Origin of the sequence: Rhizobium leguminosarum, from assembly GCF_002953715.1 — a bacterium.
Lineage (GTDB): Bacteria > Pseudomonadota > Alphaproteobacteria > Rhizobiales > Rhizobiaceae > Rhizobium > Rhizobium leguminosarum_V.
This window is the reverse complement of record NZ_CP025012.1, coordinates 1,819,135-1,842,135: the sequence shown is the minus strand read 5'-3', so window position 1 is coordinate 1,842,135 and position 23,001 is coordinate 1,819,135. Positions and strand designations below refer to the sequence as shown.

Genomic DNA, 23,001 nt, shown 5'->3' with positions numbered 1-23,001 from the left:
TGTTCATCGCATTTTGGCCGCATGCGCCCCGCTATTCTCGATCCTCTGTTTTCCCCTATTTCGGGCCTTCCGGGCGTCGGCCCGAAGATCGCCGACCTATTGGTCAAGCTGCTCGGGCGCGAGACGCTGGAGGATTGCCGGGTGATCGACCTGCTCTTCCACGCGCCCTTTTCGCTGATCGACCGGCGCAACCAGCCGGGAATCGCTCGCGCGCCGCAGGGCGCGATCGTGACGATCACGGCGCGCGTCGACCGCCACCAGGTGCCGCCGGGCGGCAAAAGCAATATCCCCTACCGCGTCTTCCTGCATGACGAGACCGGCGAGCTGACGCTGGTCTTCTTCCGCGGACAGGCAGCGTGGCTGGAAAAGCAGCTGCCTGTTGACGCGGAGGTGACGGTCAGCGGCAAGATCGACTGGTTCAACGGTCGCGCCTCGATGGTGCATCCCGATTATATCGTCAGGGCCGACGAGGCGGAGAGCCTGCCACTGGTCGAACCGATCTATCCGCTGACGGCGGGGCTCTCGCCGAAGACGCTGCGCAAGATCATCGACGCCGGCCTGCCGCGTTTTCCCGAGCTACCGGAATGGATCGACCTGGCCTTGACCGAGAAACAGAGCCTGCCGTCGATCCGCGACAGTTTCCACATGCTGCACGAGCCGCGCGATCCTGGGGATATCGACCCGCGGGCCCCTGCCCGGCGGCGGCTTGCCTATGACGAATTCCTCGCCGGCCAGCTGTCGCTGAGCCTGGTGCGGCAGAGGCTGCGCAAGGTAGCGGGCCAGCCGGTCACTGCGACCGGCGCCATCAGCAGCAAGATCCTGAAGGCGTTGCCCTTCTCGCTGACATCAAGCCAGAACGAGGCGATCGCCGAGGTTTTGAAGGATATGGCCGGCAACGAGCGCATGCTGCGGCTGCTGCAGGGCGATGTCGGTTCCGGCAAGACGCTGGTGGCGCTGATGGCGATGGCGGCGGTGATCGAGAGCGGCGGCCAGGCCGTGCTGATGGCGCCGACCGAAATCCTGGCGCGGCAGCACCACGCGACGATCTCGAAATTCGCCGCCTCTGCCGGGCTCGGCATCGAGGTGCTGACCGGGCGCACCAAGGGACGCGAACGGGAGGAAATCCTGGAGCGAATCGCCTCGGGTGCTGCCCAGATCGTCATCGGCACGCATGCGCTATTCCAGGACAGCGTCACCTACGCCAACCTGATGCTTGCCGTCGTCGACGAGCAGCACCGTTTCGGCGTGCATCAGCGGCTGCGGCTGACGGCCAAGGGCCTCTCGCCGCACATGCTTGTCATGACGGCGACGCCGATCCCGCGCACGCTGGTGCTCGCCGCCTTCGGCGATATGGACGTCTCCAAGCTCACCGAAAAACCGGCCGGCCGCAAGCCGATCCAGACGATCACCGTGCCGATGGAACGGACCGGCGAAATCGTCGGCCGACTGCAAAGCGCGATCGCCGAGGGCAAGAAGGCCTACTGGATCTGCCCGCTGGTCGAGGAATCCGAGGAGCTCGACCTGATGTCGGCCGAGGAACGGCACGCAACGCTGATCTCAGCACTTGGCCCCGGTATCGGCCTCATCCACGGTCGCATGAGCGGACCGGAGAAGGATGCAGCGATGATGGCATTCAAGAACGGCGAGACCCGGCTGCTCGTCGCCACGACCGTCGTCGAGGTCGGTGTCGACGTGCCGGATGCGACGATCATGGTGATCGAACATGCCGAACGCTTTGGCCTGGCGCAACTGCATCAGCTGCGCGGCCGCGTCGGACGCGGCGACGAGGCATCGACCTGCATCCTGCTCTACAAGGGACCACTCGGCGAGACCGGCCATGCCAGGCTTTCAATCATGCGGGAGACGGAGGATGGCTTCCGTATTGCCGAGGAAGACCTGAAGCTGCGTGGTGAAGGCGAATTGCTCGGCACACGGCAATCCGGCACGCCGGGCTTTCGCATCGCCAGCCTCGAGGCGCATGCCGACCTGCTGGAGATCGCCCGCAAGGATGCGGCTTACCTCATCGAGCGCGATCCGGAATTGACCACGGAGAGGGGAACGGCGATCCGCACCCTGCTCTATCTTTTCCGCCGCGACGAGGCGATCCGGTTTCTCAGGGCTGGATAAAGTGCGCTGCAGCGCGCTTTAAGTCTTTGTTCTATGCATGTCGTTACCCCAAAACCGCTGAACACCTTTGGGCAACATGCATCAATCCGCTTTGGAAATCGCAACCGGCTTCGGCCGCGGCAAATGCTTCTGCTTGGCATCGGCCGGCTTGTGTTCGGGCGCCACGAGCCCGCCTGAAATCAGGAACTTGGCGGCGTCTTCCGGCGACATGTCGAGCATGACGATCTTCTCGCGCGGCACGAAGATGAGGAAGCCGGCTGTCGGCACCGGCGTCGGCGGCAGGAAGACGGCGACCATATCCTGGCCCATGGCATTGAACTTCGAAGCGATTTCGCCCTTGGCGTCGGTAGCGATGAAGATCAGTGCCCAGAGGCCGGGACCCGGATATTCGATGAGGCCGACCTTCTTGAAGGAGTTCGCCTGTTCCTTCAGCACGGTTTCGAAAATCTGCTTCACGCTTCTGTAGATCGTGCGCACCAACGGCATGCGCTGAACGATCGATTCGCCGAACCGGACGATGCTCTGGCCGATGAGGTTCTTGCCGAGGAAGCCGACGACGGTGATCAGGATAACGGCGGTCAGCAGACCGAAACCGGGAATGGCGAAATTGAGATAGCTTTCCGGATTCCAGCGCGCCGGAATATAGGGCCTGACCCAGCTGTCCGACCAGTGGATGAAGGTCCAGGTCAGCCAGATGGTGATCGCGATCGGCGCGCAGATGATCAGCCCTGCGAGAAAATTATTCCTCAGCCGGGTCGCGACCGGCATTCTGGGGGTGTTGTCGGTCATCGTTTCCTGATGATCTCCATCTCAGTCGTGGACAGGCCGGTACGCCGGCCCTTCCCCCTTGTCCGCAGACCAAAACTGCCAGAATTCGGGGCGTCGCACAATATGTTTCGGCGCGACGATCCCGACGTTGCAGGCCTATTCCACGGTCACGGATTTCGCCAGGTTGCGCGGCTGGTCGACATCGGTGCCCATGAAGACGGCGGTGTGATAGGCGAGCAGCTGGATCGGCAGCGAGAAGATCATCGGCGCGATGATTTCGTCGACCACAGGCAGGGTGATCGTCGCCATGGTCGGCAGTTTCGAGGCGGCTGCACCGGCCTCATCGGTGATGAAGATGATGCGGCCGCCGCGGGCTGCGACCTCCTGCATGTTCGAGACGGTCTTTTCGAAGAAACGGTCATAGGGGGCGATGACGATGACAGGCATGTTCTCGTCGATCAGCGCGATCGGTCCGTGCTTCAATTCGCCGGCGGCATAACCCTCGGCATGGATATAGGAAATTTCCTTGAGCTTCAGCGCGCCTTCCATGGCAAGCGGGAAGCTGGTGCCGCGGCCGAGATAAAGCACGTCCTTGCACTTCGACAGCTCGCGCGACAGGCTTTCCATCTGCGGCTGGATGAGGTTCAGCACCCGGCTCATGATGCGCGGCATTTCGGCGAGATGGCGCACCAGCGCCCTCTCCTCGTCAGCACTCACCGTGCCGCGCGCCTTGCCGGCGCCGATCGCCAGCGCTGCCAGCACGGCAAGCTGGCAGGTGAAGGCCTTGGTCGAGGCGACGCCGATTTCCGGGCCGGCCATGATTGGGAAGACGGCGTCGGATTCACGCGCAATCGTCGATTCGCGGACATTGACGACCGCGCCGATCTTCAACCCGTTGTCGCGGCAATAGCGCAGGCATGCCAGCGTATCGGCGGTCTCACCGGACTGCGAGATGAAGAGTGCGGCCTGCGACGGCGACAACGGCATTTCGCGGTAGCGGAATTCGGAGGCGACGTCGATCTCGACCGGAAGGCGGGCATAACGCTCGAACCAATATTTGCCGACGAGGCCGGCGAGATAGGCAGTACCGCAGGCCGAGATCGCAAGTCCGGTCACCGCCTTGAAGTCGATCGCGGCGGCATTGGCGCCGATCGTGTTCTCGGCGAAATCGACATAGTGGCTGAGAGCGTGAGAGATCACCTCCGGCTGCTCGTAGATTTCCTTTTCCATGAAATGGCGGTGGTTGCCCTTGTCGACGACATAGGCGGTCGCCTGCGAGATCTGCCGGGCGCGCTTGACCGGCTTGCCGGCGAAATCGAGCACCGCGACACCGTCGCGGGTGAGGATGGCGCAATCGCCGTCGACGAGATAGGTGATCTCGTTGGTGAAGGGCGACAGCGCGATCGCATCCGAGCCGAGGAACATCTCGCCGCGGCCGTAGCCGACGGCAAGCGGCGGGCCGGAACGGGCGGCCATGATCGTGCCGGGATCGGCCTTGAGCATGATGGCCAGCGCATATGCGCCGGTTACCCGGTTCAGCATCTTCAGCATGGCGGCGCGCGGCTCCAGGCCTTCACGCAGGTATTTCGCCATCAGATGGGCGACCACCTCGGTGTCGGTCTGGGTTTCGAAGACCGAACCCTCCTCGGTCAGTTCGTCGCGAAGCTCGGAGAAGTTCTCGATGATGCCGTTATGAACGACGGCCACGCCTTCGACGAAATGCGGATGGGCATTGGTCTCGTTGGGAACGCCATGGGTCGCCCAGCGCGTGTGGGCGATGCCGACGGTGCCGGGCAGCGGTTCGATGTCGAGGCGCTTTTCCAGATTGAACAGCTTGCCCTCGGCGCGGCGGCGATCCATCACACCATCATGAATGGTGGCGACACCGGCGGAATCGTAACCGCGATATTCGAGACGCTTCAGCGCATCGACCAGGCGGCCGGCAACAGGCGCAGTTCCGACGATCCCCACAATTCCACACATGCAACATCCCCACTAGGCCTCAACAATGAGGCCAGTCCTAACGATTCCTGCTTATTTCTCAATCACCTCGGCAGTCACTTTCAATTTCCGCCGGTTACGCACGGCCGGTCAGGCTTTCGCCTTCTTCGCCGCCTTGATGGCGAGCGCACGCTGACGCAGCAGCGTCGCGCGGCCGGGCTTGATCTCCTGCCGGGCGCGGCCGAGCGCCAGTGCGTCGGCCGGAACATCGACGGTGATGACGCTGCCGGAGGCGATATAAGCGCCATCGCCGATCGTCACCGGCGCGACCAGCGAGGAGTTGGAACCGATGAAGGCGTTTTCGCCGATCACCGTCTCGCTCTTGTTGACGCCGTCATAGTTGCAGGTGATCGTGCCGGCGCCGATATTGCTGCCGGCGCCGATGACGGCATCGCCGATATAGGTCAGGTGGTTGACCTTGGCGCCCTCGCCGAGCCTGCCGTTCTTGACCTCGCAGAAATTGCCGACCTTCGAACCGGTACCGAGATCCGCACCCGGCCGCAGCCGCGCAAAGGGTCCGACGGTCGCGCTCTCGCTGACATGCGCGCCTTCGATATGCGAAAAGGCATGGATGACGGCGCCGCTGTCGATCACCGCGCCGGGACCGAAAACGACGTTCGGCTCGATCAGCGCATCCTGGCCGATGACGGTATCGTAGGACAGAAAGACCGTTTCCGGCGCGATCATGGTGACGCCTGAAAGCATCATCTGGTGACGGCGGCGCTCCTGCCAGAAACGCTCGATGACGGCGAGTTCGGCACGGGTATTGCAGCCGGTCATCTCGATCTCAGGAGCATCGACGGCAGTGACACGTCCGCCGAGCGAACGGGCGATCTCGACGAGATCGGTCAGATAGAATTCGCCCTTGGCATTGGCATTGCCGATGCGCGTGAGAAGATCGAGCGCCTTGCTGCCGTTGATCGCCATCAGCCCGCTGTTGCACCAGGTGACGGTGCGCTCGGCATCGGTCGCATCTTTCTCCTCGCGGATGGCGATGAGTTCGCCGTCCTTGACGAGCAGGCGGCCGTAGCCGGTCGGGCGGTCGGTGTGGAAACCGATGACGACGACATCGCTGCCATCGGCAAGGCCCTGGCGGGCAGCCTTCAGCGGTCCGTCGGTCTGGAGCGGCACATCGCCATAGGTGACGAGGATATCGTCGTAGCCCTTCGCGATCGCTTCACGCGCTGCCAAGACTGCGTGGCCGGTGCCGAGGCGTTCCTTCTGCAGATAGGATTCGATGCTGACGCCGGCGACGCTTGCCGCCTTTGCCACGTCCTCGGCGTCACGGCCGACGACAAGTGCGACGGACGAGATGCCCACGGAGGCAACCGCCTCGACCACATGGGCGATCATCGGCCGTCCGGCGACCGGATGCAGCACCTTCGATTTCGAGGATTTCATCCGCGTGCTGTCACCGGCGGCAAGGATGACGGCAAGACAAGTGCGTTCCATGATTTGCTCCGCGAATCCGCGCCATGAGGCGGCTTTATCGCCTCATACTGCATAATTCCTCAAATCGGAATCGATTTGAGGATAAATTATGCAGCCATTCAAAGTGCTGCGGCGTCCTTTGCGGCTCCCGAAAAGACGCGTGGCGCTGTCGATAAGCAAAGCCTCACAAAGGTGAAATTGCGGCCGAAATCGGCCCTGTGACAGTCTCGGACCCGCGGGCCGCGAAAGCTTCATGCACATGAACGCGGCCATCCAGGATGACGTCCTCCATCGCGCGGCGCGCGGCGGCGTTATCGCCGGAAACGATCGCATCGACGATCCGCATATGGGTGTCGGCGATATTGGCGAAGCCGTTTTCGGTTGGCGGCGTGCTCATGCGGAACATGCCGACGAGGGCTGCTTCGATGAGGCTCCCCAGTGTCCGCATGAAGGGATTGTGCGAGGCTTCGGCGATCGCCAGGTGAAAACGAAGGTCGGCGAGTGCCAGGCTGTCGGCCGTATGACCGGCCGCCGCCATCTCGAGCGCCAGCCCACGCAACATCTCGATCTCCTCGGCATTCGCCCGCTCGGCGACGAGACCGGCGGCGAAGGGTTCGAAGGCGAGACGAATATCGTAGAGCTGCAGCAGAAACTCTTCCGTCACGCCGTTGTCGAAGTGCCAGGCGATGATCTCGCTGTCGAACATGTTCCAGAGATTCTTCTCGGTCACGCGCGTGCCGACCCGCGCCTTGGCGACGACCATGCCTTTGGCGGCAAGCGTCTTCATCGTCTCGCGCAAGACGGTGCGGGACACTTTGAAACGCTGCGCCAGTTCCGTATCGCCAGGCAGGATCGAGCCAACGGGATAGGTGCCGGCGACGATCGCCTTGCCGAGTTCGTCGACGACCTGGGCATGGCTCGTCCGGGTTCTGCGCCCCGTCTTGCGTGTCTCGTCCAATTTGTAGCGCAAGCGATCCGTCTCCCCCTCAGGCGTACCTCTTGTTCAGACTGGAAACGAACAGGATCGCTTTCTGCATCAGGATGAATGCAAACAGCAGAAGGCCAATCAGGATCTTTGTCCACCAGCTCGACAGCGTGCCGTCGAAGGTGATGTAGGTCTGAATGAGCCCCTGGATCAGGATACCGATTAAGGTTCCCGCCACGAATCCCGCTCCTCCGGTCAGCAGCGTCCCCCCAATGACCACCGCCGCGATGGCATCGAGTTCGACGCCGACTGCTGCAAGAGAATATCCGGCAGAGGTGTACAGCGAAAAAACGATCCCGGAAAGGCCCGCCAGAAAGCCCGACAGCGCATAGATCTGGATTGTCGTGCGGGCGACCGGCACGCCCATCAGCCGCGCTGTCTGCGGACCGCCGCCGAGTGCATAGACGTTGGTGCCGAAGCGGGTGCGCTGGGCGATGAAGATGCCCACGGCAAAGACCAGAAGCATGATGCCACCGATCAGCGTCAGCCGCCCGCCGCCGGGCAGACGGTAATAGAGGCTCGTCAGCGTCGAATAATATTCGTGATCGATCGGGATGCTGTCGATCGAGAGCACGAAGGCCATGCCACGTGCCAGGAACATGCCGGCAAGCGTGACGATGAAGGCCGGCATTTCGAGATAGTGGATGATCGCGCCCATGATACCGCCAAAGGCAGTCGTGATGACGAGCACCAGCGCGAAAGCGAGCAGCGGATGGATCGAGGTGTTCTGCAGGATCACTGCTAGGAAGACGCCGGTAAAGGCGATGACCGAGCCGATCGACAGATCGATGCCGCCCGAGATGATAACGAAGGTCATGCCGACGGCAGCGATGCCGAGAAAGGCATTGTCGGTCAAAAGATTGCCGATGACGCGCGTCGACAGAATGTTCGGATATTGCAGCGCGCAGCCGGCATAGGCGAGCACGAAGATGACGATGGTCGCAAGCAGCGGCAGGTATTTGGAGTTCATTTCGGCTGCTCCCTACCGCCCTGCCGGCGGCTGGCGAAGATGGCGAGCGATTGCACCGCCGGCGACTGGATGACGAGGATGACGATAATGATGACGGCCTTGATGATCAGGTTGAACTCAGGCGGGAAGCCGGCGGACAGGATGCCGGTATTCACCGCCTGGATGATCATCGCGCCGATCAGCGATCCGAGAATGCTGAAGCGACCGCCGAGAAGCGAATTGCCGCCGACGACGACGGCGAGGATTGCGTCGAGTTCCAGCCAGAGGCCGGCATTGTTGGCATCGGCGCCCTTGATGTCGGCTGCGACGATGATGCCCGCAATCGAGGCGCAGATCCCACTCAGCATATAGACCGCCATCAGCAGCACCGGCGTTTGAATGCCGGAGAGCGTGCTGGCGCGGCGATTGATGCCGACGGCCTCGATCAGCATGCCGAGCGCCGTGCGGCGGACGAGCAAGATGACGAGCAGGCCGACGAGAAGCCAGATGACCACAGGCATCGGCAGGAGAGCCAGCGAACCGCTGCCGAAGAAGGTGAGCCCATCATCGTTGAAGGTCAGGATGGCGCCTTCGGTGATCAGCTGGGCGATGCCGCGGCCGGCCACCATCAGCACCAGCGTGGCGATGATCGGCTGGATATTGAGGACTGCCACCAGGAACCCGTTCCAGACGCCGCAGGCAAGCCCAATCGCAAGTGTCAGGATAATGGTATAAGAAACTGAATTTCCTGAAACAATCGACGATGCGGCGACGGCGCCGCAGATCGCGATGACCGCACCGACGGACAGGTCGATGCCCTTGGTGGCAATGACCAGCGTCATGCCGATCGCCAGCAGCGCCACAGGCGCGCCGCGGTTCAGCACATCAATCAGGCTGCCATAAAGCCGGTCATTCTGAACCACAACATTAAAAAACTGCGGTGACGTAATGAAATTCAACAAAAGAATGACAACGAGCGCAATCAATTGCGGCGCCAGGCGATATGCCAGCGCTTTCAGGGAGGACCTCATGCATCCTCCATCTTGTGTTCGGCGGCGGCAATGGCTTCGACAATGCCGGCAGCGGTGATGCGCTCGCCTGTCAGTTCCGCGATATGCTGTCTGTCGCGAAGTACGATGACACGTGAACTATAGGCGACAAGTTCTTCAAGTTCCGAGGAAATCACGATCAGCGACATGCCGCCGGCGCAAAGCTCTTCGATCAGCCGGATGATCTCGGCATGGGCGCCGACATCGATGCCGCGGGTCGGCTCGTCGAGGATCAGAAACTTCGGATTGGTCGCCAGCCAGCGGGCGAGGATCGCCTTCTGCTGATTGCCGCCGGAGAGCAGCCGGATCGGTTTTTCGCGATCGGTGGTGCGGATATCGAGCGCCTTGATGTAGCGGTCGGCAAGCGTGTTCTGCTCTGCGCGCGACAGCGGCCGCGTCCAGCCGCGGCGGGCCTGGAGCGCAAGTGCGATGTTCTCCCTGATCGACAGGTCGCCGATGATGCCATCGGTCTTGCGGTCCTCGGGGCAAAAGCCGAAACCCTTTGCGATCGCGGCGCGCGGGCTCGAAAGCGTGACCGGCTGGCCGTCGATCGTCGCGCTGCCGCTGTCGGCATGCTCGATGCCGAAAAGCAGTTCGGCGGTTTCGGTTCGGCCGGAGCCGAGCAGTCCGGCAACGCCAACCACCTCCCCGGCGCGCACCTCAAGGTCGAATGGTTTGACCTTGCCGCGTTTGCCGTAGCCTGCAAAATGATATCGGACGTCGCCGGCAGCAAGGCTGCGTTCCCTGACAGTCTCTTCGACATGCGCCAGTTCGCGACCGAGCATCATGGCGATCAGGCCCTGGCGCGGCAGATCGGCGGCGTCGCGGGTACCGACGAGCTTGCCGTTGCGCAGCACGGTGATACGGTCGCTGATCGCATAGACCTGCTCGAGAAAATGGGTGATGAAGACGATGCCCAGGCCGCGCTTCTTCAGGTCTTCGATGATGCGGAAGAGCAGCGCGACTTCCTGGTTGTCGAGGCTTGCCGTGGGCTCATCGAGGATCAGCACCTTGCCTGAGAGATCAACGGCACGGGCGATGGCAACCACCTGCTGGACGGCGACGGAGAAACGGCCGAGTTCGGCAGTGACGTCGATATCGACGCCGTAGCCGGCGAGCAGATCGCGCGCCTTGCGGTTCATCGCACGCACGTCGGTCATGCCGAAACGCCTTGGCTGGCGTCCGAGAAAGAGGTTTTCGGCGACACTCAGATTGGAAAGGAGGTTGACCTCCTGATAGACCGTGCCGATGCCGAGCTTCTGGGCGGCAAGCGTATTGGCCGGATTGATTTCCTGGCCGTCGAGCGTCAGGCTGCCCTCGTCACGATGATAGGCGCCGGTGATGCACTTGATCAGCGTCGACTTGCCGGCACCGTTCTCGCCCAGCAATGCGTGCACCTCGCCTCTGCGGAGCGTGAAATCGACCTTATCCAGCGCCACCGCGCCAGGAAAGAATTTCGATATTCCGGAGGCCGCGAGAACGTTCTCGAAATCGTGAATCATAAGGGTCTGTTTTCCTGATATTGACGGCAAAAGCCGCGCCGCGGCCGGACATGACGTCCCAAGGCGGCAAAGGCAGTTCCGCACCGGTCCATGACGGGCCGGTGCGGTTCTACAGCGCCCTCTCGTCTTTTCGAGAGGCATGGAGGACGCTGTAGCGCTTTGAATTGCTGCATGATTTATCCCGAAATCGAATTCCGATTTAAGGAATTATGCAGCAGTGTCACATCAGATCAGTAGCCCTGACCCTTCTTCTCTTCGTAGACCTTCATCGGCTCGTCGGCAGGCGTGTAGAGCTTCGACTCGGTCTGGATCCACTTGGCCGGAGCCTTCTTGTCCTTCAGATAGGCTTCGAGCGCATCGAAGGCCGGACCTGCCATATTCGGCGTTAGCTCGACCGTGGCATTGGACTCGCCTTCGGACATGGCCTTGAAGATATCAGGCACGGCGTCGATGGAGACGACGAGGATATCCTTGCCGGGCTTCAGGCCGGCTTCCTTGATCGCCTGGATGGCGCCGACGGCCATGTCGTCGTTATGGGCGTAGAGAGCGCAGATATCCTTGCCGCCATTCTCGGCCTTCAGGAAGCTTTCCATGACTTCCTTGCCCTTGGTGCGGGTGAAGTCACCGGTCTGGCTGCGAACGATCTTGAGGTTGTCATGGCCGGCAAGGGCCTCTTCGAAGCCCTTCTTGCGGGCGATGGCCGGCGACGAACCGGTGGTGCCCTGAAGTTCAACGACATTGCACTTCTTGTCGCCGACGGTCTTGACCAGGAAGTCGCCTGCGACCTTGCCTTCATGGACCAGATCTGACGTAACAGCCGTCAGGTAGAGATCGTCGGGAGCCTTGATGGTACGGTCGAGAAGGATGACCGGAATCTTGGCTTCCTTGGCTTCCTTGAGAACGTCGTCCCAGCCGGTTTCGACGACCGGAGCAATGAGAATGGCATCTACGCCCTGAGCAATGAAGGAGCGCAAAGCCTTGATCTGGTTTTCCTGCTTCTGCTGCGCATCGGCAAACTTCAGATCGATGCCGCGCTTCTTGGCCTGCTCCTTGGTCACGGTCGTTTCAGCCGCACGCCAGCCCGATTCCGAGCCGATCTGCGAGAAGCCGACCGTAAGGCCGGCGGCCGAAGCCGAACCGAACATGCAGGCAGCCAGAATCGTGGCACTCAAAAGTGCAGTCTTCAATTTCATGATTTCCTCCCAATGCCGCATCTCGCGGCGCAGGGTCAAAAAATCATATAGTATTACTTTTGTAAATCGGAATCTTGGGATGCATTGCAGCAAAAAAAGAGCGCCCACGAGGGCGCTCTTCGCATTTGCGAGATGGCTTCGGGACTATTTGCCTGGCAGCTTATCGTCGACGCCTTCAACATAGAAGTTCATGCCGAGCAGGGTGCCGTCATCGGCCTTCTCGCCGGCCTTCAGCCAGGGCGTGCCGTCCTGCTTGTTGATCGGTCCGGTGAAGGGATGCAGTTCGCCTGACTTGATCTTGGCTTCGGTTTCCTCGGCCATCTTCTTCACGTCATCGGGCATGTTGGTATAGGGCGCCATCTTCAGGATGCCGTCCTTCAGGCCGTCCCAGCTCTGCTCGGACTTCCAGGTGCCATCCAGGAGAGCGTGAACGCGCTTGGAGTAGTAGGTCCCCCAAGTGTCGACGATTGCCGTCAGCTGAGCCTTCGGGCCTGCGGCAATCATGTCGGAGGCCTGGCCGAAGGCGTGGATGCCGCGTTCTTCGGCAACCTGCATCGGCGCGGTCGTGTCGGTGTGCTGCGTCAAGACGTCGACGCCCTGGTCGACCATCGCCTTGGCGGCATCGGCTTCCTTGCCGGGGTCGAACCAGGTGTTGACCCAGATGACCTTCAGCTTGAAGCTCGGATCGACCGACCTGGCGCCCTGCTCGAAGGAGTTGATGCCCATCACGACCTCAGGAATCGGGAAGGAGGCGATGTAGGCCGCCCCGTGATTCTTCGAGGTTTTCGCGGCGATCTGGCCGAGGATGTAGCGGCCTTCATAGAAACGGGAATTGTAGGTCGCAAGGTTCGGGCCGGCCTTGTAGCCGGTGCCGTGCTCGAACTTGACTTTCGGGAACTTGGCGGCGACCTTGACCGTCGCATCCATGAAGCCGAAGGACGTCGTGAAGATCAGCTTGCAGCCGGAACGGGCAAGGCGCTCGATGGCGCGCTCGGCATCCGGGCCTTCCGGTACGTTTTCGAGGTAAGGCGTGTCGATCTTGTCGCCGAACTCGGCCTGGACCTGCTGGCGGCCGAGATCGTGGGCCTGCGAATAACCGCCGTCGGTATGCGAACCGACATAGACGAAGCAGACCTTCGTCTTGTCCGCGGCTTGAGCGGCGGAAGAGATGCCGATCACGGCGGCAGCCGAGGCGGCAAGTGTGAATGCTAACTTCTTCATGATGACCCCTGTTGGTTTGAAGTTATTGCGGAAACTCGTCTTTGAATTGTTGCTTTATCGCTCCGGCACGAAGGCTTTTCCGAGCGACGCAGGCGTGTTGATCAACGTCGTGCGCCGATTATGGGAAATGATGACCAGAACCACAATAGTCGCGGCATAGGGCAGCATCGAGAGGAATTGCGAGGGAATGCCGAGACCGAAGGCCTGCGCATGAAGCTGCAGGATAGTGACCGCGCCGAAGAGATAACCGCCGGCAAAGACCCGCCACGGCCGCCAGGAGGCGAAGACCACCAGCGCCAGCGTGATCCAGCCGCGGCCGGCCGACATGTTCTCGGCCCATTGCGGTGTGTAGACGAGCGAAAGCTGCGCGCCGGCAAGTCCGGCGCAGGCGCCGCCGAACATCACCGCCAGATACCGCGTGCGGATGACATGAATGCCGAGCGCGTGGGCCGAACCGTGATTGTCGCCGATCGCCCTGAGCTTCAGCCCGGTCCGGCTGCGGAACAGGAACCAGCTGACGCCGACCACGAGCGCGATCGACAGGTAGAAGATCAGGTCCTGGCTGAAGAGAGCGTGGCCAACGACCGGAATATCCGACAGGACCGGAATGACGATCTCTCCCAGCCGAATGCCGGGCACGCTGACATAGGCTTCGCCAAGCATGCCTGAGGCGCCGAGGCCGAGAAGGGTGAGCGCCAGTCCGGTTGCTACCTGGTTCGCCACCAGCGTCAGCGTCAGGAAGGCAAACAGCAGAGAGAAAAGCGCGCCTGCCGCAATGCCGCAGACAATGCCGACATAGGGCGAACCCGACATCTGCGCGCCGGCAAAAGCGGCGACAGCGCCCATGATCATCATGCCTTCGACGCCGAGATTGAGAACTCCTGAGCGCTCGGTCACCAGTTCGCCGAGTGCGGCGATGACCAGCGGCGTCGAGGCGGTGATGACAGTCAGCAGAATGGCTTCGAAGATGCTCATGCCACCCTGCCCCTTAGCCGCGACCAGACAATGCGGATTTTGTAATAGATCAGCGTATCGCAAGACAGCACGAAGAAGAGCAGCAGCCCCTGGAAGACGCGGGTGACCTTGTCGGAAACGCCGAGCGAAAGCTGTGCAGCCTCGCCGCCGAGATAGGTCAACGCCAGCACCAGGCCGGATGCGATGATGCCGAGCGGATTGAGGCGGCCGAGGAAAGCGACGATGATGGCGGTGAAACCATAGCCCGGCGAGATCGCCGGCTGCAAATGGCCGATCGAGCCGGAAACCTCGCTGATGCCAGCAAGGCCGGCAAGAGCGCCCGAGAACAGAAAGCTGAACCAGATCATCTTCTTCGACGAGAAGCCGGCAAAACGCCCTGCCCGTTCCGATTGGCCGAGCACGACGATCTCGAAGCCTTTCAGCGTATAGCGCAGCATGAACCAGACGCCGATTGCGGCGACAATGGCGAAGATGAAGGCCCAATGGGCTCGGCCCGATTCCTCCCAGATCGCCGGCAGCACCGCTTCTGGCGCGAAATCGCGCGAGACTGGAAAGTTGAAGCCATTCGGATCGCGCCAGGCGCCGCGAATCAGCCAGTCAAGGAAGAGCTGGGCGATATAGACCAGCATCAGTGACGTCAGGATCTCATTGGTGTTGAAATGCGCCTTCAGCAGCGCCGGAATGGCGGCGAAAAGCGCGCCGCCGAGCGCACCAAGGATCAGCATCAGCGGCAGCACGAGCGGCGAATGCCAGTCGTAAAAAACGATCGGCAGATAGGAGCCGGTGATGGCGCCGATGGTGAACTGGCCTTCGGCGCCGATATTCCAGTTGTTCGAGCGATAACAGACGGCCAGGCCGACGGCGATCAGGATCAGGGGCGCGGCCTTGATCGCCAGCTCGTGCAGCGACCAGACCTCGAGCAGCGGCTCGATGAAGAAGGCGTCGAGTGCCTCGACCGGGTTCTTGCCGAGCATGGCGAACATGATGGCGCCGAATACCAGCGTCAGGACAAGGGCAAGCAGCGGCGAGACGAAGGCGAAGAGCTTCGAGACGTCGGGCCGTTTTTCAAGTTCAATGCGCATGCGGCGCCTCCGGGGGAGAGCTGCTCTCGTGCAGTCCGCCCATCAGCAGTCCGATCCTTTCCCGCGTCAGTTCGCCGGCCGGGAACGGACGGGAGAGACGGCCTTCGCAGATGACGGCAATATCGGTCGCCACTTCGAAGATCTCGTCGAGATCCTGGCTGATGACGACGACAGCCGAACCAGCTCTTGCGAGATCGACGAGTGCCTGGCGAATACGGCTTGCAGCCCCGGCATCGACGCCCCAGGTCGGCTGGTTGACAACGAGTACTGCCGGCTGACGGTCGAGCTCGCGCCCGACGATAAACTTCTGCAGGTTGCCGCCGGACAGGGAGCCGGCGGCCGGATCATCGCCGCTCTTGCGGACATCCATGGCCTCTGAAATGCGCCTTGCGGCGGATTTCACTGCCGCGTGGCGGATGATGCCGAGCCAGCCCAGAAACGCTTTGCGGTCCGACTGGTTGCGGGCAAGGACGAGATTGTCGGACAGTTTCATGGCGGAGACGGCGGCATGGCCATGGCGCTCCTCCGGCACGAAGCCGGCGCCGAGCAGACGGCGGGCGGTAATGCCCTGATTGCCCACGTGCTTCTTGCGAATGACGATCGCATCGACCGAAACAACGGGATATTCCCCGGACAATGCGTCGAAGAGCTCGCTCTGGCCGTTGCCCGCGACCCCGGCAATGGCGAGGATCTCGCCCGAGCGGACCGCCATCGACACATCGCGCAACGGCATGGCGAAGGGCGTGCGCGCGGCGACGGAAAGGTTGGCGACGGCAAGCTGGACCTCGCCCTTGTCGCTACGCTCCGGATGCGTCACGCTCGCCACTTCGCTGCCGACCATCATGCGGGCGAGCGAGGCCGGCGTTTCCCGTTTCGGATCGCAGGCGCCGGTCACGCGGCCATGGCGCAGGACGGTGGCGCGATCGCAGATGCGCTGCACTTCCTCCAGCCGGTGGCTGATATAAAGAACCGAACGCCCCTCGGCGCGCAGTTTGAACAGCGTCTCGAACAGCTTGTCGGCCTCCTGCGGCGTCAGCACCGAGGTCGGCTCGTCGAGGATGATGAGCTTCGGGTTCTGCAGCAGCGCACGGACGATCTCGATACGCTGGCGCTCGCCGACCGAGAGATCGGCGACATGGGCATGCGGATCGAGCGGCAGGCCGTAGGCGACCGACAGCGCCCTCGCCTCCTCGGCGATTTTGTCGATCGGGATGGCGTGATCAAGCGACAGGGCGATGTTTTCGGCAACCGTCAGCGCCTCGAACAGCGAAAAATGCTGGAAGACCATGCCGATTCCGAGCTTGCGGGCCTCCCCTGGCGATGCGATCGCGACTGGCTGGCCCTGCCAGAGGATATGCCCGCCCGTCGGCTCGAGAACGCCGAACAGCATCTTCACCAGCGTGGATTTGCCTGCACCATTTTCGCCGAGAAGCGCATGAATTTCGCCCGGCGCGATATCGAGATCGATTTCATTGCAGGCTGCAAAGCCACCGAAGAACTTCGTCAGCTTCTGGACCGATAATAACGCGCCGGAATCCGGCACATTCAATGGCGACACGTTCCCCTCATTTCTTCTGCCAACCGGTCCGTTCGGATCTCATGGAATCAGCAGCGTCGTTCCTGTTGTTTTTCTTGTTTCCAGATCCGCATGAGCCCGCCCAACCTCACGCAGCGGATAGGTTTGATTGATATTGATACGCACTTTGTTGCTTTGCACAATATCAAATAGCGCTTTCGCACTGTCGATCAGTTCCTGGCGCGCGGCGATATAGGTGAAGAGCGTCGGCCGCGTCGCAAAGAGCGAGCCCCTCTGCGCCAGCATTGCGAGGGTGAAATTCTCGATCGGCCCGGAGGATTGGCCGAAGGAGGCAAAAAGGCCGCGAGGCTTCAAGCAGTCAAGCGACTGTGGAAAAGTATCGCGGCCGATCGAATCGTAGACGACATCCACGCCCTTGCCGCCGGTGATGTCGCGGACACGGTCGACGAAGCTGTCGCTCTTATAGTTGATCACATGGTCGTAGCCATGGGCGAGCGCCAGCTCGATCTTGTCTTCCGAGCCCGCCGTGCCGATGACGGTGGCGCCGAGCGCCTTTGCCCACTGGCCGGCGATCAGACCGACGCCGCCGGCAGCAGCGTGGAACAGCAGGACCGTCTGCGGGCCGACCTTGAAGGTGCGGTTCAAGAGATATTCGGCGGTCATGCCCTTCAGCATCATCGCTGCTGCCGTTTCGAGCTCGATGCCGTCAGGCACCTGCACCAGATGCCGCGTCTCGATATTGCGTTCAGCGCTATAGGCGCCATCGGCGCCGGCATAGGCGACACGGTCGCCGACCTTGAAATCCTCGACGCCGGGGCCGACCGATGTCACGGTGCCGGCGCCCTCCTTGCCGGTGACGAAGGGCAAATGCGGGGTCTTGTAGGTGCCGTTGCGGAAATAGACGTCGATGAAATTGAGCCCGACTGCCGCCTGCCTGATCTGCACTTCGCCCGTCGACGGCGGCGGAAGATCGATCTCGACATAGTCGAAAACCTCCGGCCCGCCCGTCCTCGAAAATGAAACAGCCTGCGTTTTGGTCATCTGCCTATCCTAAGCTTCGCGTCCAAGGGCGGGGAAGAATTGCAGCACCGCGCCGATGACGTAAAGATAGGCTCCGGTCACGATAAAGAGAATGAGCGCCCATTCGGGCGTGTCGAAATGCACCAGCAGCGAAAAAATTCCGAGCGCCGACCACAGGAAAAAGACGCCGAGGTTGAGCGGGCGCAGCCTTTTGACCCGAACCGGGTGGAGGAAATTGATCGGCAGGAAGGTCAGCACCACCGAGACGATGACAACGGTGAGCGCCGTCGTGGCACTGGCATCGATGACGAACAGCGTGAAGACGATCATGTTCCAGACGACGGGGAAGCCGGAGAAGAAATACTCGTCCGTCTTCATGCCCATATCGGCATAGTAGATGGCGCTGGAGACGACGATCATGCCGGCGGCGACGAAGGACCAGGGCTCGCCGATCATGCCGCTCTGATAGAGCGCGAAGGCCGGCAGAAGCACATAGGTGACGTAATCGATGATATTGTCGAGCGTATCGCCCGACCAGTTCGGCAGCACTTCCTTGACACGCACCTTACGGGCGATCGGCCCGTCTATGCCGTCAACGAGAAGGGCGAGGCCCAGCCACCAGAACATGTCGATGAAGCGGTGCTCGGCGGCGGCAACGACGCCGAGAAAGGCAAGGAAGGAGCCGGATGCCGTCAGGATATGGACGGAAAAGGCGCGCATCTCCGCATAAGGAACACGCTTGTAGTTGAAAATCTTCATATTCCCCCGACCGCCCTATCGCGCTCGCCCCGGCAAGCATATTTTTTTCGCCACCATCGCCGAACCCTGTTGCTGAATCGGGTTCGACGCCGTAGGTCTTTGTTGTCGCACCGTTTTTGCCGAAAACCGGCATCCGTTTCCGGCGTGCTGCTCTAATATGCATCCTTTGCCGGGCTTCGCCAGCGGGAAATACGACATTCCCCGCCAGCCATTGAATCCTGACAATGACATGCATATTTCCCTTTAGAAGCGTCGCGTGGAATGGAATGCCTTTAATTCCGGCCCGATTTGTAATATCTCGCTCGCATCCGACTGTTCATCCGACCAAACGGGATCCGCTACCGAAATGAACGCGCCTGCAAAGACCGAAGACTTCGCCCAGTCCATCCCCGCCGGCGTCTATGCCGAGACGGTGCTCGATGTCACACACTATACCGACCGGCTCTTCCGCTTCACGATGACCCGGCCGCAGGGCTTCCGTTTCCGTTCCGGCGAATTCGCGATGATCGGCCTGATGGTCGAGGGCAAACCGGTCTTCCGCGCCTATTCGATCGCGAGCCCCGCCTGGGCCGAAGAGCTTGAATTCTTCTCGATCAAGGTGCCGGACGGTCCGCTCACCTCACATCTGCAGGCGATCAAGGCGGGCGACCAGGTGCTGATGCGCAAGAAGCCGACGGGCACGCTGGTGCTCGACGCGCTGACGCCCGGCCGTCGTCTCTACATGTTCTCGACTGGAACGGGCATTGCGCCTTTCGCCAGCCTGATCCGCGATCCTGAGACCTATGAAAAGTTCGAGGAGGTCATCCTCACCCATACGACACGCGATGTCGCCGAGCTGAAATATGGCTTCGACCTCGTGCACGAGATTCAGAATGACGAGCTGCTGAAGGAAGTCGTCGGCGACAAGCTGCGCCACTATCCGACAGTCACCCGCGAGGATTTCGAATATCGCGGCCGCATCACCGACCTGATCTCCTCCGGCAAGCTGTTCACCGATCTCGGCGTGCCGCCGCTCGACCCGGCAATCGACCGCGGCATGATCTGCGGCTCCTCGGCGATGCTGAAGGATACCAAGGAACTGCTCGAAAAGGCCGGCCTCGATGAAGGCGCCAACAGCAAGCCTGCCGAATTCGTCATAGAGCGCGCTTTCGTCGGCTGACGTTTTTGCGACAATCCGATCTGACAGCGGCTCCGGAAACGGGGCCGTTTCTATGTCTGGCTGAGGTAATCGATCAGCACCGCCATGGTGGTGCGCGCTTCATCCGGCCTGCCCTGATGGATAGCGCGGATGACGGCGACGTGCAGCGAGATGGAGCGATCCATGCGCTCCGGGCTTGCCTTGGAGTACCAGAGGCGACGCGAATGCGTCTGCACCGGGCCGAGTGCTGCCGTGATGAAGCCGTTCGGGCAGGCATCTTCAAGGATTTCGTCGAAGGCCTTGTCGGCGGCAAAGAAGCCGGCGAGATCGCCGCCGACGGCGCATTCCTCCATCGCGCGGGCGCAGTCGGTGAGGCGCGCGCGCTGCTCGTCGCTCGCGTGTTCGGCGACGAGGCTTGCCGCGATCGGCTCCAGCTCGCGGCGCACCTGCATGACATTGCCATGATCCTCAGGCGCGATCTCGGCCACCTGCAGCCCGACGCGCGGCTTCACCAGGATCAGCCCCTGCCAAGCAAGCTTCTGGATCGCCTCGCGCACCGGCGTACGCCCATGGCCCGCCATATCGATCAGCTGCTTTTCAGTGACGAGCGCGCCGGGCTTCAGCGCCAGCGTCACGATCAGATGTTCCAGCGCGAGGTAAGCAAGATGGCTCTGTGAAGTCTGCAATACGGAACTCCGTCGCCAAATCTGATATATCACATAGTGACACGGTCAAAAACAGAAGACAAGTCGGCATTGAAATATCAGAATACGAACAGATAGATAACATAGGTGAGGCTGCCGAAAACCGGCAAGACATTGACGTCTGCGCCGCAAAGGCTCGTGCCACCCGCCCCGGCCTGCTGAGGCACACCGCCTCGCCTACGTCATCAGGCCGGCACTACCCCTCGGTCACCCCTTGCGAAAAGCCCGGCTGGAAACCGAGATCGAATTTTGACAGGGGTCTTTTGCATTGGCGAACAGATAGCCATCGGCTTTATGGATGGTACCGAACATGAGGCCATTCTCCGCGCAACGCCTGCAAAAAGCCTCGACATTCTCCACGTCGAAGACCAACTTGACGGCGGATTGACCGCTCCGCTGTCCCTTGGCGGCCTGATGAAGCATGATATTCGCACCGCCGTCCTGAGCGACCAGTTCAATGATCCTGTCGCCAGGCAGGCTGGTCGCCTTGAAACCGAAGTGCTTCTCATAAAACCGCGCCGTTTCCTCGACATTCCCAGCGTAGATCACCAGTCTGTTGAGCGGCATGATGCCAGCCTCCGATAGCGCTTGCATTCGATTGACAAGAGTAGAGAGACATCATGCGCTTTGCCACGGCCTTTTTCACTCGTGCCGCAGCGCCTCGATGGGATTCAACTGCGCCGCCCTTCTCGCCGGGAAATAGCCGAAGATCATGCCGATTGCCGCGGAGAACAGGAAGGCGACGGCGACCATCAGGGGGCTGAAGACGAAGGGTACTTTCAGCAGCGTCACGGCGCCGAAGCCGAGGCTCAAGCCCAGGACGATGCCGGTGATGCCGCCGAATAGCGACAACGCCACCGCCTCGACCAGGAACTGGGTGAGCACCTGGTTTTCGAGCGCGCCGATCGCCAGGCGGATGCCGATTTCGCGGGTGCGCTCGGTGACGGAGACCAGCATGATGTTCATGATGCCGATGCCGCCGACGAGCAGGCTGATCGCCGCGACGGCGCCGAGCAGGCCGGTCAGCAGCGTCGTCGTGCCGGTCATCGCCTCGGCGATCTGAGTCATGTCGTTGACGTTGAAATCGTCCTGGCGGCCGGGCACGATCTTGCGGCGCTCGCGCAGGAGATTTTCGACATCGGACTGCACCTTGGCTGTGGAGACGCCGTCGCGCGCAGAGATGATGATCTGCGGCACGTTGCTGTTGCCGCTGATGCGTCGCTGGAACACCTTGACCGGCATGATGACGACATCGTCCTGGTCATTGCCCATGCCGGACTGGCCGCGCTTGGCAAGCACGCCGATGACGGGGCATGAGACCTTGCCGACGCGGATCTGCTGGCCTGTGGGGTCGGCGCTGCCGAAGAGCTGCGAGCGCACCGTCTCGCCGATGATGCAGCGCGCCTGGCCGCGTTCCTCGGCGGGCAGGAAATTGCGGCCGAGCGCCAGATCCCAGTCCTGTGCGATGAAATAATCGTTGGTGGTGCCGGAGACGCTGGTCGAATGGTTCTGGCCGCCGAAAATCACGGTCGCTGTGGACTGGTTGAGCGGCGCCACGGCCCTGAGGCCGCCGATCTGGTCGCGGATGGCCGCGACGTCCTTGACGCTGAAGCGCTTGGCCTCCGAACTCGCCCGGCCGGGGCCGAACTGGCCGGGACGGACGAACAGCATGTTGGTGCCGAGCCGCGACAGTTCGGTCGAGACCTGAGCGGTGGTGCCGTTGCCGATCGTCACCAGCGCGATGACAGCGGCAACGCCGATGACGACGCCGAGCACGGTCAGGAACGAGCGCAGCATGTTGCGGCTGATGGCCCGCAGCGCCAGCTTCAGCGTCTCAAAGAACATGATCCGCCCTCCTCCGGTGCTCGACCTCAGTCTCCAGCTTGCCGTCGACGAAACGCAGCAGCCGCTGGGCATAGGCGGCAATATCGGGCTCGTGGGTGACCATGACGATGGTGATGCCCTGCTCGCGGTTCAGCCGCGTCATCAGATCCATGATCTCGACGCTGGTCTTCGTGTCGAGATTGCCTGTGGGCTCGTCGGCCAAGAGCAGTGCCGGCTCGGTGACGATGGCGCGGGCGATAGCGACGCGCTGCTGCTGGCCGCCTGACAGTTCCTGTGTCTTGTGATGTTCGCGCCCGGTAAGGCCGACCAGCGCCAACGCCTCGCGGGCCCGCTCGCGCCGCTCGCGCACCGCCATGCCGCGATAGATCAACGGCAGCTCGACATTCTCGACGGCCGAAGTGCGCGACAGGAGGTTGAAACCCTGGAAGACGAAGCCGAGCATGTGGCGGCGCAGCAGCGTCAGCTGGCTACGGTCGAAGCCGCTGGTCGGAATGCCTTCGAAGATGTATTCGCCCGCGCTCGGCACGTCGAGGCAGCCGAGAATGTTCATCGCCGTCGACTTACCGGAGCCAGACGGCCCCATGATCGCGACGAATTCATGGGCGTTGATCGCAAGGTCGACGTGGTCGAGCGCGCGGATCTCCGCCTCGCCCTCGCCGTAGATTTTCGAGACCTGCCTGAATTCGATGAGCGGCGGGCTTGCCATCCGTCTCTC

The 23,001-nt window shown here is 61.7% G+C and carries 20 protein-coding genes; 2 read left to right on the top strand and 18 right to left on the bottom strand.

Annotated features, from left to right (window positions below):
* The first annotated feature begins 21 nt into the window (after window positions 1-21).
* Entirely contained in the window at window positions 22-2,127 is a 2,106-nt protein-coding gene (recG, locus tag CUJ84_RS09445) for an ATP-dependent DNA helicase RecG (protein ID WP_105008137.1), read from the top strand.
* Between the two features lie 81 nt (window positions 2,128-2,208).
* Here the strand turns inward: recG and CUJ84_RS09440 are convergent, their stop codons facing one another.
* From CUJ84_RS09440 to pcsA, 14 genes are all read right to left on the bottom strand, one after another.
* Entirely contained in the window at window positions 2,209-2,916 is a 708-nt protein-coding gene (locus tag CUJ84_RS09440; RefSeq protein ID WP_105005983.1) for a DUF502 domain-containing protein, read from the bottom strand.
* A gap of 135 nt (window positions 2,917-3,051) precedes the next feature.
* Entirely contained in the window at window positions 3,052-4,878 is a 1,827-nt protein-coding gene (gene glmS, locus CUJ84_RS09435) for a glutamine--fructose-6-phosphate transaminase (isomerizing) (RefSeq protein WP_105005982.1), read from the bottom strand.
* Window positions 4,879-4,986: 108 nt separating this feature from the next.
* Window positions 4,987-6,348 (bottom strand): bifunctional UDP-N-acetylglucosamine diphosphorylase/glucosamine-1-phosphate N-acetyltransferase GlmU, encoded by a 1,362-nt coding sequence (gene glmU, locus CUJ84_RS09430; RefSeq protein ID WP_105005981.1) that lies wholly within the window; start codon window positions 6,346-6,348, stop codon window positions 4,987-4,989.
* A 163-nt stretch (window positions 6,349-6,511) separates the two neighbouring features.
* A complete protein-coding gene (locus CUJ84_RS09425; protein WP_024321968.1) occupies window positions 6,512-7,297 on the bottom strand; it encodes a FadR/GntR family transcriptional regulator in 786 nt (261 codons plus the stop codon).
* 16 nt (window positions 7,298-7,313) lie between these two features.
* Complete coding sequence (yjfF, locus tag CUJ84_RS09420; protein WP_105005980.1) at window positions 7,314-8,282, bottom strand: galactofuranose ABC transporter, permease protein YjfF; 969 nt, start codon at window positions 8,280-8,282, stop codon at window positions 7,314-7,316.
* Window positions 8,279-9,292: an ABC transporter permease gene (locus tag CUJ84_RS09415; RefSeq protein WP_105005979.1), complete on the bottom strand. Its 1,014-nt coding sequence runs from the start codon at window positions 9,290-9,292 to the stop codon at window positions 8,279-8,281. Before CUJ84_RS09415 ends, yjfF begins: the two co-directional genes overlap by 4 nt.
* Entirely contained in the window at window positions 9,289-10,812 is a 1,524-nt protein-coding gene (ytfR, locus tag CUJ84_RS09410) for a galactofuranose ABC transporter, ATP-binding protein YtfR (RefSeq protein WP_105005978.1), read from the bottom strand. The genes CUJ84_RS09415 and ytfR overlap by 4 nt, the downstream gene beginning before the upstream one ends.
* A gap of 230 nt (window positions 10,813-11,042) precedes the next feature.
* The gene (gene ytfQ / locus CUJ84_RS09400; RefSeq protein ID WP_105005977.1) at window positions 11,043-12,005 is read right to left on the bottom strand and encodes a galactofuranose ABC transporter, galactofuranose-binding protein YtfQ; all 963 of its coding nucleotides are present in this window, start codon (window positions 12,003-12,005) and stop codon (window positions 11,043-11,045) included.
* A gap of 144 nt (window positions 12,006-12,149) precedes the next feature.
* Complete coding sequence (locus tag CUJ84_RS09395; protein ID WP_105005976.1) at window positions 12,150-13,226, bottom strand: BMP family ABC transporter substrate-binding protein; 1,077 nt, start codon at window positions 13,224-13,226, stop codon at window positions 12,150-12,152.
* A 54-nt stretch (window positions 13,227-13,280) separates the two neighbouring features.
* The gene (locus CUJ84_RS09390) at window positions 13,281-14,201 is read right to left on the bottom strand and encodes an ABC transporter permease (RefSeq protein WP_033182623.1); all 921 of its coding nucleotides are present in this window, start codon (window positions 14,199-14,201) and stop codon (window positions 13,281-13,283) included.
* Complete coding sequence (locus CUJ84_RS09385; RefSeq protein ID WP_105005975.1) at window positions 14,198-15,283, bottom strand: ABC transporter permease; 1,086 nt, start codon at window positions 15,281-15,283, stop codon at window positions 14,198-14,200. The genes CUJ84_RS09390 and CUJ84_RS09385 overlap by 4 nt, the downstream gene beginning before the upstream one ends.
* Window positions 15,273-16,841: an ABC transporter ATP-binding protein gene (locus CUJ84_RS09380; protein WP_105005974.1), complete on the bottom strand. Its 1,569-nt coding sequence runs from the start codon at window positions 16,839-16,841 to the stop codon at window positions 15,273-15,275. The genes CUJ84_RS09385 and CUJ84_RS09380 overlap by 11 nt, the downstream gene beginning before the upstream one ends.
* A gap of 39 nt (window positions 16,842-16,880) precedes the next feature.
* Complete coding sequence (locus CUJ84_RS09375) at window positions 16,881-17,861, bottom strand: quinone oxidoreductase family protein (RefSeq protein ID WP_105005973.1); 981 nt, start codon at window positions 17,859-17,861, stop codon at window positions 16,881-16,883.
* Window positions 17,862-17,870: 9 nt separating this feature from the next.
* Window positions 17,871-18,599 (bottom strand): phosphatidylcholine synthase, encoded by a 729-nt coding sequence (gene pcsA, locus CUJ84_RS09370; protein WP_003539573.1) that lies wholly within the window; start codon window positions 18,597-18,599, stop codon window positions 17,871-17,873.
* A gap of 346 nt (window positions 18,600-18,945) precedes the next feature.
* Between pcsA and CUJ84_RS09365 the strand changes: the two genes are divergently transcribed.
* The gene (locus CUJ84_RS09365) at window positions 18,946-19,758 is read left to right on the top strand and encodes a ferredoxin--NADP reductase (protein ID WP_105005972.1); all 813 of its coding nucleotides are present in this window, start codon (window positions 18,946-18,948) and stop codon (window positions 19,756-19,758) included.
* Between the two features lie 50 nt (window positions 19,759-19,808).
* Here the strand turns inward: CUJ84_RS09365 and CUJ84_RS09360 are convergent, their stop codons facing one another.
* The 4 genes from CUJ84_RS09360 to CUJ84_RS09345 all read right to left on the bottom strand — a co-directional run bounded on the left by CUJ84_RS09360 (window position 19,809) and on the right by CUJ84_RS09345 (window position 22,992).
* Window positions 19,809-20,423 carry a GntR family transcriptional regulator gene (locus CUJ84_RS09360; RefSeq protein ID WP_105005971.1) on the bottom strand — a complete coding sequence of 205 codons (615 nt, stop codon included), beginning with the start codon at window positions 20,421-20,423 and terminating at the stop codon, window positions 19,809-19,811.
* A 225-nt stretch (window positions 20,424-20,648) separates the two neighbouring features.
* Complete coding sequence (locus tag CUJ84_RS09355; RefSeq protein WP_105008136.1) at window positions 20,649-21,008, bottom strand: VOC family protein; 360 nt, start codon at window positions 21,006-21,008, stop codon at window positions 20,649-20,651.
* Window positions 21,009-21,083: 75 nt separating this feature from the next.
* Entirely contained in the window at window positions 21,084-22,286 is a 1,203-nt protein-coding gene (locus CUJ84_RS09350) for an ABC transporter permease (RefSeq protein ID WP_105005970.1), read from the bottom strand.
* Window positions 22,276-22,992 carry an ABC transporter ATP-binding protein gene (locus tag CUJ84_RS09345; RefSeq protein WP_105005969.1) on the bottom strand — a complete coding sequence of 239 codons (717 nt, stop codon included), beginning with the start codon at window positions 22,990-22,992 and terminating at the stop codon, window positions 22,276-22,278. Before CUJ84_RS09345 ends, CUJ84_RS09350 begins: the two co-directional genes overlap by 11 nt.
* Window positions 22,993-23,001: the final 9 nt, after the last annotated feature.